This is a genomic window from Desulfovibrio sp. 1188_IL3213, assembly GCF_036763145.1.
GTDB lineage: Bacteria > Desulfobacterota > Desulfovibrionia > Desulfovibrionales > Desulfovibrionaceae > Desulfovibrio.
The window spans coordinates 1-18,294 of sequence record NZ_JBAIYR010000021.1 but is presented as its reverse complement, the minus strand read 5'-3'; the positions used below and the strand labels follow the sequence as shown (position 1 = coordinate 18,294).

General features: G+C 56.6%; 15 protein-coding genes, 1 pseudogene and 1 riboswitch. Of the genes and pseudogenes, 6 read left to right on the top strand and 10 right to left on the bottom strand.

Annotated features, from left to right (window positions below):
- The 6 genes and pseudogenes from V6C16_RS02570 to V6C16_RS02545 all read left to right on the top strand — a co-directional run.
- Positions 1–420, top strand: a pseudogene (locus V6C16_RS02570) (ferredoxin); the annotation flags it as partial.
- 189 nt (positions 421–609) lie between these two features.
- Positions 610–1,554 carry a homoserine O-acetyltransferase MetA gene (gene metA / locus V6C16_RS02565; RefSeq protein ID WP_333535608.1) on the top strand — a complete coding sequence of 315 codons (945 nt, stop codon included), beginning with the start codon at positions 610–612 and terminating at the stop codon, positions 1,552–1,554.
- 34 nt (positions 1,555–1,588) lie between these two features.
- Complete coding sequence (locus V6C16_RS02560) at positions 1,589–2,032, top strand: RrF2 family transcriptional regulator (RefSeq protein ID WP_333535607.1); 444 nt, start codon at positions 1,589–1,591, stop codon at positions 2,030–2,032.
- Positions 2,016–2,852 carry a Fe-S cluster assembly protein NifU gene (nifU, locus tag V6C16_RS02555; protein ID WP_333535606.1) on the top strand — a complete coding sequence of 279 codons (837 nt, stop codon included), beginning with the start codon at positions 2,016–2,018 and terminating at the stop codon, positions 2,850–2,852. Before V6C16_RS02560 ends, nifU begins: the two co-directional genes overlap by 17 nt.
- Positions 2,853–2,856: 4 nt before the next feature.
- On the top strand, positions 2,857–4,011 hold the full coding sequence (gene nifS, locus V6C16_RS02550) for a cysteine desulfurase NifS (RefSeq protein ID WP_333535605.1): 1,155 nt from the start codon (positions 2,857–2,859) through the stop codon (positions 4,009–4,011).
- A gap of 389 nt (positions 4,012–4,400) precedes the next feature.
- On the top strand, positions 4,401–5,534 hold the full coding sequence (locus V6C16_RS02545) for a bacteriohemerythrin (protein WP_333535604.1): 1,134 nt from the start codon (positions 4,401–4,403) through the stop codon (positions 5,532–5,534).
- 253 nt (positions 5,535–5,787) lie between these two features.
- Here the strand turns inward: V6C16_RS02545 and nrdG are convergent, their stop codons facing one another.
- The 10 genes from nrdG to V6C16_RS02495 form a co-directional block, all read right to left on the bottom strand.
- Positions 5,788–6,315 carry an anaerobic ribonucleoside-triphosphate reductase activating protein gene (nrdG, locus tag V6C16_RS02540; protein WP_333535603.1) on the bottom strand — a complete coding sequence of 176 codons (528 nt, stop codon included), beginning with the start codon at positions 6,313–6,315 and terminating at the stop codon, positions 5,788–5,790.
- Positions 6,308–6,478, bottom strand: a complete 171-nt coding sequence (gene nrdD / locus V6C16_RS02535) for an anaerobic ribonucleoside-triphosphate reductase (RefSeq protein ID WP_333535602.1) — start codon at positions 6,476–6,478, stop codon at positions 6,308–6,310. The genes nrdG and nrdD overlap by 8 nt, the downstream gene beginning before the upstream one ends.
- Before the next feature lie 183 nt (positions 6,479–6,661).
- On the bottom strand, positions 6,662–8,917 hold the full coding sequence (locus V6C16_RS02530; protein WP_333535601.1) for an anaerobic ribonucleoside triphosphate reductase: 2,256 nt from the start codon (positions 8,915–8,917) through the stop codon (positions 6,662–6,664).
- A gap of 195 nt (positions 8,918–9,112) precedes the next feature.
- Positions 9,113–9,291: riboswitch (cobalamin riboswitch) on the bottom strand.
- Positions 9,292–9,935: 644 nt separating this feature from the next.
- The gene (locus tag V6C16_RS02525) at positions 9,936–12,572 is read right to left on the bottom strand and encodes a M16 family metallopeptidase (protein ID WP_333542752.1); all 2,637 of its coding nucleotides are present in this window, start codon (positions 12,570–12,572) and stop codon (positions 9,936–9,938) included.
- 389 nt (positions 12,573–12,961) lie between these two features.
- Positions 12,962–13,684, bottom strand: a complete 723-nt coding sequence (locus V6C16_RS02520; protein WP_333536961.1) for an ABC transporter ATP-binding protein — start codon at positions 13,682–13,684, stop codon at positions 12,962–12,964.
- A gap of 194 nt (positions 13,685–13,878) precedes the next feature.
- Positions 13,879–14,700: an ABC transporter ATP-binding protein gene (locus V6C16_RS02515; RefSeq protein ID WP_333536962.1), complete on the bottom strand. Its 822-nt coding sequence runs from the start codon at positions 14,698–14,700 to the stop codon at positions 13,879–13,881.
- Positions 14,697–15,737, bottom strand: coding sequence for a branched-chain amino acid ABC transporter permease (locus tag V6C16_RS02510; protein WP_333536963.1), 1,041 nt, complete (start codon positions 15,735–15,737; stop codon positions 14,697–14,699). The genes V6C16_RS02515 and V6C16_RS02510 overlap by 4 nt, the downstream gene beginning before the upstream one ends.
- On the bottom strand, positions 15,737–16,630 hold the full coding sequence (locus V6C16_RS02505) for a branched-chain amino acid ABC transporter permease (RefSeq protein WP_333536964.1): 894 nt from the start codon (positions 16,628–16,630) through the stop codon (positions 15,737–15,739). The genes V6C16_RS02510 and V6C16_RS02505 overlap by 1 nt, the downstream gene beginning before the upstream one ends.
- A 132-nt stretch (positions 16,631–16,762) precedes the next feature.
- Positions 16,763–17,908 carry an ABC transporter substrate-binding protein gene (locus tag V6C16_RS02500; RefSeq protein ID WP_333536965.1) on the bottom strand — a complete coding sequence of 382 codons (1,146 nt, stop codon included), beginning with the start codon at positions 17,906–17,908 and terminating at the stop codon, positions 16,763–16,765.
- A gap of 118 nt (positions 17,909–18,026) precedes the next feature.
- On the bottom strand, positions 18,027–18,294 hold a 268-nt coding region (locus V6C16_RS02495), incomplete at its 5' end, for a YcaO-like family protein (RefSeq protein WP_333542751.1).

The window sequence follows — 18,294 nt, the reverse complement described above, 5'->3', positions numbered from 1 at the left end:
TGCCCGGGCAGCATGGCACGCGCACTCAAACCCCTGACACCCGGTACGGCCTCAGCCAATCCCGGCCTTGCGGTGGATCTGCCTTCCTGGCCCATCCAGTTGCGGCTGGTTCCGGCTACGGCCCCGTTTCTCAAGGGGGCCCAAGTGCTGCTGGCCGCCCACTGTGCCGGTTTTGCCCTGCCCAACCTGCATAAAGACTGGCTTGCAGGGCGCATACCCGTCATCGCCTGTCCCAAGCTTGAGGACAATGACGCCCTTTTGGAAAAGCTCACGGCCATCATAGCATCAGGGCAGATCGCGGGGCTTACGGTGCTGCGAATGAGCGTACCCTGCTGCGGGGGACTTGAACGGCTGGCCCAGCAGGCCCTCAAAAATGCGCAAAGTGACCTGAAAATGGAATGCCATGTGGTCAAACTGTAACGATAGCCAACAACACAACGCAGACAGCGGCGCAAAAAGCAGCGCCTGTTATAGTATCTTGACAAAACATATCTAATCGCTATGTTTTAAGGCGGGTCCCGCAACGCTTGCTGCCGGGATCCGCCGCTGGTTCAGCAACACCAAAACTGTGCCGCATCCCGGTGCAATGTCAGTGTCAAGGAAGAGGATATGCCCATTAAGATTCCGGCGGATTTGCCCGCCTGCTCCGCTCTGGAAAGTGAAAACATCTTCGTGATGACCGAAGACCGCGCGGTCGCTCAGGACATACGCCCCCTGGAAATAGCCATCGTCAACCTCATGCCCACCAAAATCGCCACTGAAACCCAGTTGCTGCGACTTTTGGGCAATTCTCCTCTTCAAGTCAATATCACGCTGCTGCGCACCGAGGCGCATGAGTCCAAAAACACCCCGGCACAGCATCTTGAGCGCTTTTACAAGACATTCAGCGAAATACGGCACGGCAGCTTTGACGGCATGATAGTCACCGGAGCGCCGGTGGAACATCTGCCCTTTGAAGACGTGGATTACTGGCACGAGCTGCTTGATATCATGAACTATGCGGCGAGCCACGTTTACTCCACCCTGTATATCTGCTGGGCCGCGCAGGCCGCGCTGTACCATTTTTACGGCATACCCAAGTTCAGCCTGCCGCAAAAAATTTCCGGAATTTTCAGCCACGACATCCTTCTGCCGGACTGCCGCCTTTTCCGCGGCTTTGACGACACGTTTTCTGCGCCGCACTCGCGCAATACCGAGGTGCGCGCAGGGCATATCCTTGAAACACCGCAGTTGCGCCTGCTCGCCCAGTCTGAGCAGGCCGGGGTAACGCTTGTGGAACGTGTTGACCACTCACAGGTTTTTATGACCGGCCATCTGGAGTATGACAGAGGCACACTGGATGCAGAATATCGCCGCGATGTCGACAGGGGCCTTAAGCCGCGCGTGCCGGAACACTACTATCCCCATAACGACCCCGCCGCCGTGCCGCGCATGAACTGGCGGGCGCATGCGCATTTGTTTTACTGCAACTGGCTTAACTATTACGTGTATCAGGAAACTCCGTTCAGCCTCACCGCCATCGCCCAAAACCGCGAAACGCGGACTGGCGCATAGCCTAATCCGGCCACTTGCCGAAACGAGGAGCCTTATGCGATTTTCGACCAGAACCCGTTATGGACTGCGTTTTCTGCTGCGTTTGGCAGCCCAGCCCCAGGGCAGCCTTTTGCAACTGGGGCAGGTAGCCCGCGAGGAAAACATTTCTTCGGGCTACCTGGAGCAAATCGTCCGGGCCTTGCGCCCCATGGGCATACTTCGGGCCGTGCGCGGTTCGGGCGGTGGCTACGCCCTGGCAAAGGCGCCTGCGGACATCAATATGGAAGAAGTTTTTCAGCATCTTGAAGGCGAAATTTCTCCGGTGCGCTGCCTCAGCAAAGGCCGCTCATGCCAGAGAGAAAAACATTGCTCCACCCGTGAATTCTGGAGCGAACTTGACGGACACATACGCAGCTTTCTGCAACAGAGAACCCTGCAGGAAATAATAGAATCAGAGAAGCACTCCGCTTCGGGAGGCAATTATGTGGAATTATACTGAAGCCGTTCATGATCATTTTCTGCGCCCGCACAACGTGGGGCCGCTGGAAGGAGCCAATGCCATTGGCGAAGTGGGCAGCCTGGCCTGCGGCGACGCCCTTAAGCTCTATCTCAAGATCAGCGATCAGGGTATTATTGAAAATGCCACCTTTGAAACGTTTGGCTGCGCCAGCGCCATCGCCTCCAGCTCGGTGCTGACGGATATGATCAAGGGCATGTCTGTGGACGAGGCCCTCAAGGTCAGCAACAAGGACATTGCCAATGCCCTGGGCGGCCTGCCCAAACAGAAGATGCACTGTTCCGTCATGGGGCAGGAAGCGCTGGAGGCCGCCATCCGTCAATGGAGGGGCGAGCCGCCCGTGCCGCACGCTCACGAAGAGGGCAAGCTGGTCTGTAAGTGTTTCGGCGTTACCGATGCGCAGATCATCCGCGCCATTCGCGAAAACGGCCTCAAGACCGTGGAAGAGGTCACCAACTACACCAAGGCTGGCGGCGCCTGCGGAGAGTGCCTGGACGAGATAGGCGAAATCCTTGCCGCCGAGCTGAAGCAAAAGCCGCTGGTGGAACTGAAGCCCAAGGCGCGCATGACCAATGTGCAGCGCATGCAACTGGTGCTCAAGACCATTGATGAAGAAATCCGCCCTGTGCTCGCTGCTGATGGCGGTGATATCGAACTGGTGGACGTGGACGGCTTGCGGGTAGTGGTATCCCTGCGTGGGCGTTGCTCACAATGCCGCGCCAGCGATGTGACCATTCGCGACCTTGTGCAGCGCCTTTTGCGCGAACATGTGGAACCCGACATCGTGGTCGAGGAGGCATAAGGACATGCGCACCATCTATCTCGACAATAATGCCACCACGGCCGTGGCGCCCGAAGTGCGGGACGCCATACTGCCCTATCTTTCCGACCTGTACGGCAACCCCTCAAGCATGCACAGCTTCGGCGGGCAGGTGGCCGAGGCTATGGAAAACGCCAGGCTTAGTCTGGCGAACCTTCTCGGTGCCCACCCTGACGAAATCCTGTTCACCTCGTGCGGCTCGGAAAGCGACAGCTCCGCCATATGGACTGCCCTGCAAACCCAGCCCGAAAAACGCCACATCATCACCACCCGCGTCGAGCACCCCGCCGTGCTTACCGTGATACAGCACTGGGAACGGCACGGCTACCGCGTCACATACCTTGCTGTGGACAGCAAGGGCAGGCTCGACCTCAACGATTACGAACAGGCGCTGTCCGACGACACCGCGCTTGTGTCCATCATGTTTGCCAACAATGAAGTCGGCAACATTTATCCCATACAGCGCATGGCGGAAATGGCCCACGAAAAAGGCATACTCTTCCATACCGATGCCGTGCAGGCTGTGGGCAAAACCCCCATCGACCTTCAGCATCTGCCCGTCGACATGCTCTCGCTTTCCGGCCACAAACTGCATGCGCCCAAGGGCATAGGCGCCCTGTACATCCGCAAGGGCGTACGTTTTCGCCCCTTCCTTCGCGGCGGACATCAGGAGCGCGGCCGCCGCGCCGGCACAGAAAACGTGCCTTATATCGCGGGCCTGGGCGTAGCCGCCCAACTGGCACTGGACCACATGCAAGAAGAACGCATCGAGGTAGCCAGGCTGCGCGACAAGCTTGAGGCCGGCATTCTGGAGCGCATCCCGGACTGCATGGTCAATGGCGATGTGGAAAACCGCCTGCCCAATACCACAAATATTGCTTTCAAAAATGTGGAAGGGGAAGCTATCCTGCTCATGCTGGACAGGCTGGGCATCTGCGCAAGCTCCGGTTCGGCCTGCACCTCTGGCAGCCTTGAACCTTCGCATGTGCTCAGGGCCATGGGGGTGCCGTTTAACTTTGCTCACGGCTCTATCCGGCTTTCTCTTTCGCGTTACACTACCGAAGATGACGTGGACTTTGTTGTTGAGCATTTCCCCCAGGTGATCAAGACTCTCAGGGCCATATCGCCCTTCAAGGATTAAGCGTTATCCGGCAGGAACAAGACTTCGCAAACACTCCCCGCCGGGCGCTGGAACACCTCCAGATCAGCCCCGGCGGGGAACTTCACCAGACACCGAGCCTTACAGAATCGAGCGTCAGCCTTAGCCATTGATCTGCCGCCCGGCAGCCTCCTGCATTTTCTGTCTCTTCCGGACGGAGCTTGACGGTTTAGAGCATGTTAGCCGCCTTGAGAATATATATTCTCGATGCGTTGACGGCACTCTCCACAGCGCTTAACAGCCCCAATCAACAGCGCTTGCACCTGCGTGGCGATCGTCTGTTCACGCTGCCGCCAGAACAGTTGCAAAGCGAAATCCCTCTGGACCGCAGAATGGTCTTACCCATATAGCCCCATATAGAAGGATGCCATATGCCTGTATTTATCATACTTTTGGCCCTGGCTCCTGCCGTAAGCGCGGCCGGATTACTCATGCCCTTCCCCATATCCTATATGGCGGGCGGCGTGGGACTGCTCTGCGGTTTCAGCGGGCTTTATTTTCTTTACCAGGATCTGCTCAAACCCATAAAGAGCATTTCGCTCAGCCTTCGGCAGCCCGGAACGCTCCACCTTCCCCACGATTCCGACTGCGGTATTCTGCGCGACATGGCGGATCTTATGACAGCGCGCAGTGAGGAACGCAGCCGTACTTTATCTGCAAGCTTGCGTGATCTTGAAAAATTTCAGCATGAATCCACTGAATGGCATGAAAAATACAAAATTGCCCTGACTGGACAGATCATGATCAAGGACAGTCTGCATGAACTTGTAAACAAAATTCACAAACTTTCTTCTGATCAGGCTGAACAGAGCAGAAAGCTGCTTGAAGCACACCCTGATCTGGCGCAAGAGTCTTTCTTTAACGGTCTCAGCGTACAATTACTGGACAGGATCATTGCAGAGCTGGAATTTTGCGAAAGCTATGTGGAGCAGATGACGGCATTTCTGGGCGATCCGGAAACAGACCCCGTTGCCAGCCAAGTGGAACAGCAGGAAGACTACGTGCAATGGTCGGACGATTTTTCCACCGGCGTTCCTGTGATTGACGGGCAACACAAGCTGCTGCTTTCTTATATTAACAAGCTGCACCGGGGCATCATGAAAAAAGAGGCGTCTGACCTGCTGCTGGAAATACTTGATGCTTTGGCCGGTTACGCCTTTACCCATTTCAATACCGAAGAAATATTTTTCGCCCATTCCAACTACCCTGGGGCAAAAAAGCATATTGAAATACATCAGCAGTTCAGGGACAAAGTCCTCCTCTTTCGCGAATCAGTGCTTGAAGGCAAATCAGGTGTGGATCTGGCCCTGCTGGACTTTCTCAAAACGTGGCTTGTGGAGCACATTCAAGGCATGGATGTTTCATTTGCTCCCTATGTGGCCCCAAAGCAGTACGCCAACAAATCCGGCAAAAAAGAGAGGACGGCTGACCACGCTTCGTCAAACGAAGCCGAGGCTGACCAAGCGCCAGATAGGGCTGTGGCTGATCAGCCGCCAGCGGGTTAGAGCAATTTCACTTTGAAATTGCTCTGGCGGCTGCGTGAGCAGACGTTCGCTACGGAGGCGTAAGCGCAGTTTATCTGCGCGGTTAAACGCCGAAGTGAGCGTGCCTTAAACTTTGAGAATGTATATTCTCAAAGTTAATCTGCTGTAAGGCTGCCTCCCAGAAAATTGGGACAGCGCCTGGCATCGGCCCGTTACAAAGAGAGAACCTCCGCCTTATGGGCGGAGGTTCTCTCTTTGTAACGCTGACGAAAAATCATGAGGCGGAAGCGGTCATATCCGTCATGAGACGGTGCCGCGCAGCCCTGTCCAGAAGCCGCTGGTTGGAACTGCCCCTGAAGCGCAGCTCCAGATCCCGCAAATCTTCCATGTAGGGGCCGTCAATCAGCAGGTCGGTCACATCCAGCAAACGTGCAATCCAGGGGTCATTGCCAGCCATCTGCTGCAATGTTTCAAAGGTGTAACCCGTATAGGTAACTACGGTTTTACCCCTTTCGTGTACGCCCTGGGCCACAGCCCACAAAGGCGCGGCCTGCAAAAAAGGCTCTCCGCCGGACAGGGTCACCCCCGCAAGCAGGGGATTTTCATCAAACTGTTCAAGGGCGTTCTTTGCAGTAAAAAGAAAACCCCCGGCAAGGCTGTGCGTTTGCGGGTTATGACACCCCCGGCAACGATGCGGACAGCCCTGGGTAAAAAGCACATATCGCAGCCCCGGCCCGTCTACTATGGATTCTTCCACAATGCCGGACAGGCGCAGGGGCTGCGACATCACGTCTTCAGACATGCTTTACCCGGTCACGCTCCTCGGACCGCTTGGCATTATTGAAGCGATCAAGCGTACCCACGAGATATCCGGTGATGCGGCGGGTACGTTCAAAACCCATGCCCTGCCCCACCAGCTTTTGCGCGGGCTTCACTTCTTCGTACAGACGCGACTTCATCAACATTGGTTTTCTCCTTGGTCTTGAAAAAATACGGTGAATATTACAGGCCGCATCAGCGGCCGCCGTAACTGGGCAGCGCCCGGCAGAATCAACACTGTTCATCAGCAAGGCGCGGATGTGCCTGAAAACCCCGGTTCCGGCCGCGCGAACCGGTAAAACGCACGGCGTTTCAAAACGGAATCCGGCTTAATTCCACTTGGGAATATGCGGATATTTTTTCCGCAGCTCTTCCAGCAGTTCCGGGCTGATGCCTTCGCCTTCCTTGCGTCCGCACCGAGGGCAGCAACCATTGATCACACCCACGTAGCCGCACAGGGGGTCGCGGTCAAGCGGATGATTGACCGAGCCATAGCCCACGCCACTATCGTGCATAAAGCGGATGATGCTTTCAAAAGCTTCCGGATTTTTGCACGTATCGCCGTCCAGCTCCACATAGGTGATGTGTCCCGCGTTGGTCATGGCGTGATAGGGAGCCTCGATCTGAATTTTCTTGAAAGCCTTGATCGGATAATACACCGGCACATGGAAGGAGTTGGTGTAGTAATCTTTGTCCGTAATGCCGGGGATGCTGCCGAACTTGGCCTTATCCAGTCCCACGAAGCGGCCGCTGAGGCTTTCTGCCGGGGTGGCGATAAGAGAAAAATTCAGCTGGGTTTTTTCCGCTTCTTCGTCGCAACGCTTGCGCATGTGCCTGACAATTTCCAGGCCAAGCTTCTGCGCCTCTTCACTTTCGCCGTGGTGTACGCCAAGCAGGGCTTTGAGGGTTTCAGCCAGACCGATAAAGCCCATGGTCAGCGTGCCGTGCTTCAGCACTTCTTCCACGCTGTCATCCCAGTCAAGCCTGTCGGAATCAAGCCAGATGCCTTCGCCCATCAGGAAGGGGTAGTTGCGCACCTTCTTGGAGCACTGGATTTTAAACCTGTGCATGAGCTGGCGGAAGACCAGGTCAATCCTGTCGTCAAGCAAGGCAAAAAACTTCTCCACGTCTCCCTGGGCTTCCAGCCCCAGCCGGGGCAGGTTTACGGAGGTAAAGCTCAGGTTTCCGCGCCCGCAGGTCACCTGCCGGTCCTTGTCGTATACGTTGCCCAGTACGCGCGTGCGGCAGCCCATATAGGCCACTTCGGTATTGTAGTCACCGGGCTTGTAGTACTGGAGGTTGTACGGGGCGTCCAGAAAGCTGAAGTTGGGGAAAAGCCGCATGGCTGAAACGTCTATGGCCTGCTTGAAAAGATCATAGTTGGGATCTTCACTATTATAGTTGACCCCGGACTTTACCTTGAAAATCTGCACAGGGAAAATGGAGGTTTCTCCATTCCCCAAGCCGGCCTTGGTAGCCTTGAGCAGATTTTTGGTGACCATGCGCCCTTCGGCCGAAACGTCCGTTCCATAGTTGATGGAACTGAAAGGCACCTGAGCACCGGCACGGGAATTCATGGTGTTCAGGTTATGGATAAGAGCTTCCATGGCCTGATAGGTGCGGCGTTCGGTATATTTGAGGGCTTCTTCCACGGCGTAGGCGTGAGCCTCGGCCACCATTGCTTCCCGCCCTTCGGGGGCCACTTCGACAAGTCGGCGGCCAAGGGCTTCCACCGAGCCGAGGCGGGGGTACAATGCCGCTTCGGCAAGCAGTTTTTCCGTAAAGGCCGCCGCTTCCGCAGCGTCCACATGCATGGCAATGCGCACAAATGAAGAAAAAGCGCGCTCGTATTCCTTGCGGTAGGTCTTCACAACCCCTTCGGCCATGGCAAAGTCGAAATGGGGTACGCTCTGGCCGCCGTGCATTTCGTTCTGGTTGGCCTGAATGGCTATGCAGGCCAGGGCCGAATAGCTTTCAATGGAGTTGGGCTCACGCAAATAGCCGTGACCTGTGGAAAAACCATTTTTAAACAAGGGGATAAGATCTATTTGGCAGCACGTTTCCGTGAGCATGTAGAAATCTTTGTCGTGAATATGGATATCCCCGTGGATATGGGCTGCCGAAGCGTCTTTGGGCAAGATATAGTTATCAATGAAAAACTTGGACCCTTCGGAACCGTACTTGAGCATGGTGCCCATGGCGGTATCGCCGTCGATATTGGCGTTTTCGCGCTTGATATCCTCATGGATAGCGGCGGAATATGTCAATTTTTTATAAATATCCATGAGATACGATTCCGCGTTGCGGATTTTCGTATGCTCGGCACGGTACAGGATATATGCCTTGGCAGTTTTGGCGTAGTCGTACTGAATCAATGATTCCTCAACCACGTCCTGAATTTCTTCAACGTGCTTCAGGCCACGTTCTTTCAGTTTTTTACAAACTTTTTCGGTGACGAATAAAAGGTCAGTGGGTGACATATCCTCGCCACCCACGGCCTGATTGGCCTTGGTGATGGCGTTGAGGATTTTGACAGAATCAAAGGGCACTGCCGTGCCATCGCGCTTGATGATGCTGGCGGGCATGGAAGAAAGCTCCCGGAACGTAGTGAACAGGGTCGTCCTGAAAAGGGACGCAAAATACCGATACCGAAGGAGGGGCAAAACAAAAAACAGGAACATGCCTGTAGCCGAAGGCAGACTGCCCGCAGCAGGGAACTGACCGACAAAAGCCCCGTGTCGGTTGTCCTCATTGGGTTTGCAGGGGGGGGACCCATCACCCTTTAAGATAAGTTGAAAGCAGGTCTTCCGGCTTGCCGGCCATCTTTCGGCCTTCCCAGGCTCAGCCCAGTGGCGCATGATGAAAGACAGTTTGCCCGGCTTACGGCGGCGGGTCCGCTCCCGCTTTTCACGGGATTCCCGATTAAGCCCGGTAGGGCACTTTCAATGTCTAGAAAATCTCAAAAGAATCGCATCATGTCAATTAGGGTTAGCAAAAGAGGCTTCCTAGGTGCATGGGAATACCTAGTTTATATTGAGAAAAATTTTTAATTACACTCACTTCAGGGCCAAAAAAAGACCGCAAAAGAGCACAGGGCGAGAATGGGACCCTGCCCTGCTTGACACTGCCGGAACCGCTATTGAAAGTTCCGCAGCCTGTTTATGGTGGCTGGTGGCTTCCCTCAGTGCGGAACTGCAATCTAGCGCACTGCGAAGATGATTTCAAGGCTGCTCAAGTCCTTGATACAAGCGGCTTTTTGAAAAGAGCCTCTAAAAAACCGCGCCATAGGCCGTTTTTTAAAGGCCACTTTTTTTCAAGAAACATTCCTGACAAGTTCACAGACTTATTTTTCCTCCCTTCAAGGTTGGTAAAAAACCGCAAAAATCGGCGCAAGCGCAGGCTTTGAGGCATGTTTCCTTTTTTGAGGCGCTACCCCCTTCCACCTCACCCGCTGCACCATGCAGAACCCCCATCAGGCATCCAGATCTGCGCCGAAAGGCTTAACCTGAAGGCATGATGGGGGCCAATGGCTGCCGCACAACGCTGGCAATGTTACTGCAAACTGCTCCCCAGCCTCGCGCATTGGCGAGGGCGGAGGCATTGTCAGGGCAACAGCACCAGTTCGTATGCGTTGTCCTGTCCCAGATATTTCACGGCCACCGCCTGCACCTGGGCGGGCGTCAGGGCCGCGGCCTTTTCAATAAGCCGGCGGTCAAAGTCATAAGGACGGCGCAACAGGGCGTCACCGGCGGCATCCGCAGCCCGTGCGCCCAGGCTTTGCCGCTCGCGGAAGTATGCGCCGAGCAGACGATTTGCCCCGGCCTCCAGTTGCGCGGCCGACAGGGGCTTTGCCTTGATGTCGGCAATGATCTTGCCAAAGCCTTTTTGGGCCTGCTCTACCTTGTCCGGAGTCGTGCCGATGTAGAAGGCCATCATGCCCGCTTCGGGCATACTGCGATAAAAGGCCGTTACCGTGTACCCCAGACCTTCCACATCTCTCAACTGACTGAACAGAAGGCCACTCTGGCCGGAAAGCACCGCCTGAAGCAGCATCAGGGCCGGGGCATCCTCATGGGTGGGCGGCACAGCCTTGAAAACCTGAAGCACATGGGCCTGATTGCGGCCGGGAAGGTGCAGGTCGAGTTTTTTATCTCTCCCCCATACCGGAGCGCCCGGCGCGGGGATGTCGGTGCGGGGAGCAGGCAGTGACCGGGCAAAGGCCAATACGGCCTCACGGTCAAAATCTCCTGCTATGGAAAGCACCCAGGGCTGTCCCATCTGCTCCTGCCAGAAGGCACGCACTTCCTTGCTTCCGAAACGATCCAGATTTTCCGCATTGCCCAGACTATCGTAGCCGTAGGGCTGACCGCCGGGGAACAGAAAGCCGTTGAGCTTGGAAAAAAGATAGCTTGAGGGCCTGTCGGCACGCTGCCGTATGGCGGCTTTCATATTGTCCGCCTCGCGGCGAATTTCCTTTTCCTCAAATCTGGGACTGCGCAACGCTTCGCCCAGCATGACGAAATAGTCCGCATTGAAGCGCGCCGGACCGGTGATGGACACGGTAAAGCTTTGCAGCCCGGCACTGGCATCTATGGCCGCCGCGCGGTCGGAAAAGAAGCGTTCCACGCCCTGGGCGTCCAGCTTGCCGATACCCGAGGTAAGAGCGCGGGCCGTAAGCCCCGCAAGACCTTGCTGTTCTGGCTTGAGCAGAGCGTTGCCGCCCGGCAGCATCATATCCACAGCCACATAGGGAACCGTGGCATCGGGCTGCAAAATAAGCGTGCGGCCGGATCCGAGCTGCACCACTTCGCGCTCGCCGGCCTTTGCGGCACGGGCTTTACGCGCGTGATCACCTTCTGGGCCGGGCCAGTTCTGTCGCAGGATGGCCTCCAGATCAGGCAGTTTAGCCCCTTCCGGAGCCAGCACACGCACACGCGCCTGCCGGGGATTAAGCCACTGCTCCAGGGCCTTCGCCAGTTGAGGCACATCCACATTGCGCTGGGCAAAGCGCAGGTTCATCTCGGCCTGTTTGCCGCCCAGCTCAAACTGCACAGTACCGAGCCACGAGGCAAGGCCGTTGAGCGTTTCACCTGCCCTGTCCATATTATCCTCAAGGTTGAACCTGGCCCTTTCAATGGCTTCGGGCTTGAACTGCGCGGCCTTGAGCGCCGCCATATCCCTGGTCAGTTCGCGCCAGAAAGGCTCCACCTTGTCCACATCAAGCTGGGCGCTCAGATAGACGAGACCGGCGCGGGACAGGCTCATATTGCCCATGCCGATACTGTCCACCATCTGCTTTTCATATTTGAACTTGCGGTACAGCTCCGAAGTGCCGTCGCCGCCCAGGAGATAGCAGAGCACATCCAGATCCACAGAGCGCAGATCACGCAGGCCCGGCACGGGGAAAGCCATGCCCATGTAAACCTTGCTCCAGGGTCCGTAAATAATCTCTACCTGCGGCCCGCCAGGGGCATCGGCCAGATCCACGGGCTGGGGTTCGGCAAGGTCGCCGTTATTTGTCAGACCGCCGAAAAGTTTTTGGCTGTAGGCCAGTACGGCTTGTGGGTCAATGTCGCCCGCCACCAGCAGCAGCATGTTTTGCGGCTGATACCAGTGCCGCACATACGCGCGCAGGTCCTCTGCCGTGACCGCCCTGATGGTGTCCTTGAAGCCGATGATGGGCCGCCCGTAAACGGTGTTTTGCAAGGCAGAAGTCTGCAGGCTTTCAAACAGCCTGCTCATGGGCGAATCCTGGTCGCCCTCAAGCTCGGAAATGACCACTTCCTTTTCAGATTCCAGCTCTTTTGGATCCAGCGAAGGCTGAAAAGCCATTTCCTTGACCACATCCATGCCGGTGCGCCAATGCGCGGCGGGCATATCGGTCATGTACCAGGTCTTGTCAAAGCTGGTGGCGGCGTTAAGGTAACCGCCCAGCGCTTCCACGTCCTGAGCCACCTGCCCTTTCGGCCTGTGCTCCGTTCCTTTGAACACCATATGCTCAAGCAGATGGCTTATGCCCGCCTGAGCAGGCTTTTCATTGGCGGAACCGGTACGCACATACAGGCGCGTAGCTACCAGAGGAAAACGCGCATCCTTCACAATATAGACGGTAAGCCCGTTGGGCAGACGCGTAAGCACCCCGCTGTCATCCCCCTGGGCTGATTCATTACTGGCCGCGATTACCGGGCAGGCCAGGGCAAGCAGTAATGCCAGGGCCGCAAAAGAAAAAAAATGCCGCATGAAACCTCCTGCGTTGCGGGCCTGACGCTCCCGTCTGCCCGCTGTTATGATGAGGGCCGCTGCCGCGCAGGGAAAGACGCGGAAACTGGGCCGTGCAGGGATACAAAAAAGCGGGACTTTCCAGCCCCGCTTTTCATAGTAGTTCTCAAAACGCCCGGAAGCAAGGGGAATACCCCGCCGGTCCCGGCATCAGGCCCCGATGTAAAGCATCGCGCCTTTACTATTATACTGTTTCAAAGTGTTATGGCGCCCGTTGCGGCGCTCACGAAAGCAACCATCAGGCGCTGCTGTCTTTGTTCCTGAGCACTTCGGCCCACGGAAAGCTGACTGCGCCGTGACGGCGCGCTTCGGCCCACGCAGCCGCAGAACAGTTTCAGGATGAAACCGCTCTAGCCCCCCAGATAGGCTTCCTTGACCCTGGGGTTCTCCAGCAGTTGCCTGCCGGGGCCTTCCAGCACCACACGCCCCACTTCCAGAATATAGGCATAGTGCGCCACTGAAAGGGCCGCAAAAGCGTTTTGTTCCACCAGAAGTACGGTTTTACCGTCGGCATTGATGCGCTTGACGATCTCAAAGATCTCGCGCACCAGCAAAGGCGCCAGCCCCAAGGAAGGCTCGTCCAGCATGAGCAGGTCAGGACGGCTCATAAGCGCCCTGCCCACGGCCAGCATCTGCTGCTCGCCGCCGGAAAGCGTGCCGCCTTTCTGCCAGTTCCGCTCCTTGAGCCGGGGAAAAAGCGTATAAACCCACTCTATATCGTCGGCAATTTCCCCTCGGTCACTGCGGGAATACGCCCCGAGCATCAGGTTTTCGGCAACTGTCAGGTGGGGCAGGATACGCCGCCCCTCAGGAGAGAGCGAAATGCCCCGCCGCACCATATCTTCCGGCTTGAGGCCCATAAGAGAAGACGGGGCCTCCCCCTCGTGCCTGGTCAACAGTATTTCGCCGCTAACGTTTTTATTCAGCCCGGCAATGGAGCGGATAATGCTGCTCTTGCCTGCGCCATTGGCCCCGATGAGGGTTACAATGCTGCCGCGCGGGATGGTAAGGCTTACCCCCTGCACGGCCTGAATGCCGCCGTAGCGCACATGAAGGTCACGAATTTCAAGCATGCTGCACCATATCCATTATATCTTAGAGCATTTTAACTTTGAGGATATGCACCCATAGTTAAGACGCTCACTTCGGCGCTTGCCAGCGCAAGTAAACGCGCTCACGCCTTTGTGTCGGCCGTCTGCCGACGCAGCCGCCAGAGCAGTTTAAAAAAAACTGCTCTAATCCCTTACGGCGACAATGCCACCGCGCATCAAAACATGCCCCCGGCACCCATGTCTTCGCCAAGGTAGGCGCGGATAACCACGGGGTTATTGCGGATTTCTTCCGGCCCGCCCTCAGCGATAAGCGCGCCGTACTCCATAACCCAGATGTACCGGCACACACCCATGACAACCTTCATGTCATGCTCAATGAGCAGAATGGTGAGATCGAATTCTTCGCGTATATGCCCAATGAAGTGCATAAGCTCAATGCTTTCCTGGGGATTCATCCCTGCGGCGGGTTCGTCCAGCAAAAGCAGGCGCGGCTCGGTTGCCAGGGCGCGGGCGATTTCAAGCCGTCGCTGCGCGCCGTAAGGCAGGCTGCCGGCCAGATCATCGAGATGCTCGCCAAGATTCACCCGTTCCGCCAGCATGCGGCTTTTTTCCTTGATTTCTGCCTCTTCACGATAAAAAGACGGCAGACCGAGCGGGGCCATCCACCAGGGGCAGCGACGCCGCACATGGCAGCCCACCATGATATTTTCAAGCACGGTCATGTGCTGTGAAAGGCGGATGTTCTGGAAGGTACGGGCCATGCCCTGACGGCAGATTTCATAGGGCTTGCGGCCCTTGATGCTGTGCCCGTCAAAAATGACATCCCCGCCCTGCGGCGTGTAAAATCCGCTGAGCACGTTGAAAGCCGTTGTTTTTCCCGCGCCGTTCGGCCCGATGATGCCTGCAATGCTCCCCTGGGGTAAGGCCAGCGAAAGTTCGCTCACGGCAGTGACGCCGCCGAAACGCATGGTCACGTCCTTGGCGAGGAGCAAGGCGTTTTCGTAATGCGGGGGGCGGGGCAGAATAAACTCGCTCATGCCTTGTGCCTCCTCAGGAATGCGCCGATCCGCTTCCAGGTCAGTTCCCGCGTACCCATGATGCCTTCACGCCGGTACAGGATAATGGCCAGCAGGACCATTGAGAACACCACCATGCGCATGCCGGGAATGCCCGGCAACTCAAAGAGGCCGAAGATGTCCATGGGCTCCTCAATGGCCCGCAGCCACTCCAGCAGAATGGTGATGACCGTTGCCCCGAGCAGGCTGCCCGTCAGTGAACCAAGGCCGCCGGCCACTACAAACATGAGCACGTTAAAGGTCAACAGAAAGTTGAACATCTTGGGGTCAATGGTGGAAAGGTGGCTGCCCAGCAAAGCCCCGCCCACACCGGCGAAAAACGCGCCGATGCAGAATGAAAGCACCTTGTTCCAGAACACATTGATGCCCATCACTCTGGCTGCAATCTCGTTATCACGGATGCAGCGCAACACGTTACCGTAGTTGCTGAATACAATTCGTGCCAGCACAATAAGGGTAAAGAGCATCCAGATGTAACAGGACAGCAGCGTGGCGTGTCCCGGTATGCCCTTGATGCCCAGAGAACCGTTGGTGATGGGTGTGGCGTTGACGATGAGCACCCGGATGATCTCGGCAAAACCAAGCGTGGCTATGCCAAGATAGTCGTCTCCCAGACGCAGTACGGGAACGGCGATAAAGAAGGCGAAAATGGTCGCCACAACGCCGCCGGCCAGCACAGAAGCCCAAAAAGGCGTGAACAGCTCGGAAAAAGGCCAGATTATGGGTTCAAGAATCCACATCATTTCCTTTTGTTCCAGCGGCAGAATGCACAAGGCCGAAACGTAGGCGCCCACGGCGATAAAACCGGCGTGGCCCAAAGAGAAAAGCCCTGTGAACCCATAAATGAGGTTAAGCGAAAGGGCCAGGATGGCGTTGATGAAGATCAGCTTGGCAATATAAATCTGGTAATCACCCAAAAAGGCTTCCGCCTGCCAGACAGCGCAGCCCAGCAGGACCATGACCAGTATGCTCAAAAGCGTGCTGCTGTTCAGGCGCATCAGATTTTCTCCTCCATGCGTTCGCCCAGCAGGCCCGTGGGCTTGTAGAAAAGCACAAGCACAAGCAATACAAAGGCAAAGGCGTCACGGTATCCCGAAAGCTCAGGCATGAAGGCCACAGTCATGATTTCCACAAAGCCCAGGGCCACACCACCGATAACCGCGCCCTGGATGGAGCCGATCCCTCCGAACACTGCGGCGATAAATGCCTTGAGGCCGGGCATGATGCCCATATACGGATGCACCTGGGGATAGCGCAAGGCCCACATGATGCCCGAAGCCGCGGCCAGTGCGGAACCGATGCAGAACGTCAGGGCAATGATGTTGTCTACCCGCACGCCGAGCAGGCGCGTGGTCTCAATATCCTTGGATATGGCGCGCATGGCCAGACCCGGCTTGGTGCGGTAAACCACGTACAGCAAAAAACCCACAAGAACGATGGTCATGGTCGGCACAAAAGCCGTGAGCGGCAAAATGCGCAGGCTGCCTATCTGCCACTCGGCAACAAGCCATTCAGGCTGAAGCACCGGGCGCGGCTGCCCTGTAAAGACCACCACCGCCAGACTTTCAATAAAAAAGGAAACGGCAATGGCGCTGATAAGCGCCGAAATGCGAGGCGCATCACGCAGGGGCCGGTACGCTACCCTTTCAATGGCAACGCCGAGCAGGCTTGCACCCGCCACCGAAACCACAGCGGCCACACCCCAGGGCCAGCCGAAGGCGAAAGTACCGAAAAAAACAAAATAGGCGCCAACCATCAGGATGTCGCCATGTGCAAAGTTGATCAGACGCAATATGCCGTAGACCATTGTATAGCCAATGGCGATAAGCGCGTAGAGCGACCCCAGGGTAAGGGCGTTAAAACAGTGCTGTAAAAACATGTCAAGGCTCATGTTGCCACCTCGGCAGCCGTACTGGATCGCGACGAAAGAAAGGCCACAAGGGGCCTTTCCGCGCGGACGGCGGCAAAAAAAGAGAAAAAGCGCCCCGCAGCCACAGAAACTGCGGGGCAGGAAAAAGGCAACTTACTTGGGCGTCACTTCACCCACGTACACACGCTTGCCGTCCTTGTATTCAATGATGCCCACGGGCATTTCAGCATCGTGAGATTCATTGATGGACAAGACGCCAAGAGCCGTGGACAGGTCCTTGGTTTCGCCCAGCGCCTTGGCAATGGCCTGAGGCTCGGCGGAATTGGCGCGCTTGATGGCGTCAATGATGATAAAGTAGCTGTTGTAACCAAGGGCGCCGTTAACGTTGGTTTCCTTGTCAGGATAGGCGGCCTTCCAGGCTTCGGTAAAGCGCTTGGCGGCTTCGCTCATATTGGGCATGGCCGGATCATAGGGGAAGGTGGTGTGCAGGAAGCCTTCGGCAGCCTTGCCGCCGAGCTTGAGGGTGTCGGGGTTGTCCATAGCGTCCGCGCCCATAAGGCGGAACTTGGCGCCCAGTTCACGGGCCTGTTTCATGATGATGGCGCCTTCAGCAAAGTAGGCGGGCATGAAAACGATGTCGGGCTGTTTGGAGATCAACTCGGTGAGCTGAGCCGTGAAGTCCTGGTCGCCGGAGCTGTACTTGAGGGTTCCGACCACTTCGCCGCCCTGTTTCTTGAACGAGCGGGCGAAGAAGTTTGCCAGACCAACGGCGTAGTCATTGGTCATGTCCATAAGCACGGCGGCTTTTTTGTAGCCCAGGTTTTCACGGGCATAGGTGGCCGCGGCAGCGCCCTGATAGGGATCGATAAAGCAGGCGCGGAAGTAATACTTCTTGCCCTGGGTCACGAGGGGGTTGGTGCAGGAGGTTCCGACGCCGGGAACTTTGGCTTTTTCAGCCACTTCCGCACCGGACATGGCCAGGGAAGAACCGTATGAGCCGATGAGCGCCACAACCTTGTCACGTTCCACAAGGCGTTTTACGGCGTTGGCGGCTTCAACCTTATCGGATTTGTTGTCCACAACCACCAGATCAACGGGACGCCCGAGAACTGTGGGCATTTCCTTGTGGGCCAGACGCACGCCTTCAAGCTCAAGCTGACCGCCAAAGGCGTTCTGCCCGGTTAAGGGAAGGTATACGCCTATTTTGATAGGCGTGGCATCAGCGGCCAGCGCTTGCCCGGCAAAGCCGAAGGTGAGCGCCAGCCCGGCCAGCGCTGCAAAAATTTTGCCCAGTTTCATCCTTTCCCTCCAGTTTTTTGTTTTCACAGGGCCGCGCCACAGGCACGGGCCATCAGGCCGACACTATAAACAACTTGAGCAGAGCCTGCAATTCAGAAAAGCCATAGGCTCGTAGAAATCAGGCAAACAAATCAAGATAGCGCGCGAAAATTCGGATGTCCGGCCGCGAAAAGCGGTCCCACTCAGCGGTAAGCGAAAGGCCCGGCACAATGGCCCGCACGACCGGCAGATCAAGATCCGCCCGGCTTATGTCCACATAAAGAGGGTTTTTTCCGTGGTCGGCCAGCACGGCTTCCAGCAGGCGGCAGTTGTCGGCGGGCGATGCCAGACTGTAGTCCGGCAGGTCCTCCAGCACGCGCACGGGAAGCCCGGCAAGGCCGGGACCG

Excerpts from the sequence above, each read along its gene's own strand:
- metA (WP_333535608.1), top strand. The coding sequence starts at position 610 with ATGCCCATTAAGATTCCGGCGGATTTGCCCGCCTGCTCCGCTCTGGAA.
- V6C16_RS02560 (WP_333535607.1), top strand. The coding sequence starts at position 1,589 with ATGCGATTTTCGACCAGAACCCGTTATGGACTGCGTTTTCTGCTGCGT.
- nifU (WP_333535606.1), top strand. The coding sequence starts at position 2,016 with ATGTGGAATTATACTGAAGCCGTTCATGATCATTTTCTGCGCCCGCAC.
- nifS (WP_333535605.1), top strand. The coding sequence starts at position 2,857 with ATGCGCACCATCTATCTCGACAATAATGCCACCACGGCCGTGGCGCCC.
- V6C16_RS02545 (WP_333535604.1), top strand. The coding sequence starts at position 4,401 with ATGCCTGTATTTATCATACTTTTGGCCCTGGCTCCTGCCGTAAGCGCG.
- nrdG (WP_333535603.1), bottom strand. The coding sequence starts at position 6,315 with ATGTCTGAAGACGTGATGTCGCAGCCCCTGCGCCTGTCCGGCATTGTG.
- nrdD (WP_333535602.1), bottom strand. The coding sequence starts at position 6,478 with ATGTTGATGAAGTCGCGTCTGTACGAAGAAGTGAAGCCCGCGCAAAAG.
- V6C16_RS02530 (WP_333535601.1), bottom strand. The coding sequence starts at position 8,917 with ATGCCCGCCAGCATCATCAAGCGCGATGGCACGGCAGTGCCCTTTGAT.
- V6C16_RS02525 (WP_333542752.1), bottom strand. The coding sequence starts at position 12,572 with ATGCGGCATTTTTTTTCTTTTGCGGCCCTGGCATTACTGCTTGCCCTG.
- V6C16_RS02520 (WP_333536961.1), bottom strand. The coding sequence starts at position 13,684 with ATGCTTGAAATTCGTGACCTTCATGTGCGCTACGGCGGCATTCAGGCC.
- V6C16_RS02515 (WP_333536962.1), bottom strand. The coding sequence starts at position 14,700 with ATGAGCGAGTTTATTCTGCCCCGCCCCCCGCATTACGAAAACGCCTTG.
- V6C16_RS02510 (WP_333536963.1), bottom strand. The coding sequence starts at position 15,737 with ATGCGCCTGAACAGCAGCACGCTTTTGAGCATACTGGTCATGGTCCTG.
- V6C16_RS02505 (WP_333536964.1), bottom strand. The coding sequence starts at position 16,630 with ATGAGCCTTGACATGTTTTTACAGCACTGTTTTAACGCCCTTACCCTG.
- V6C16_RS02500 (WP_333536965.1), bottom strand. The coding sequence starts at position 17,908 with ATGAAACTGGGCAAAATTTTTGCAGCGCTGGCCGGGCTGGCGCTCACC.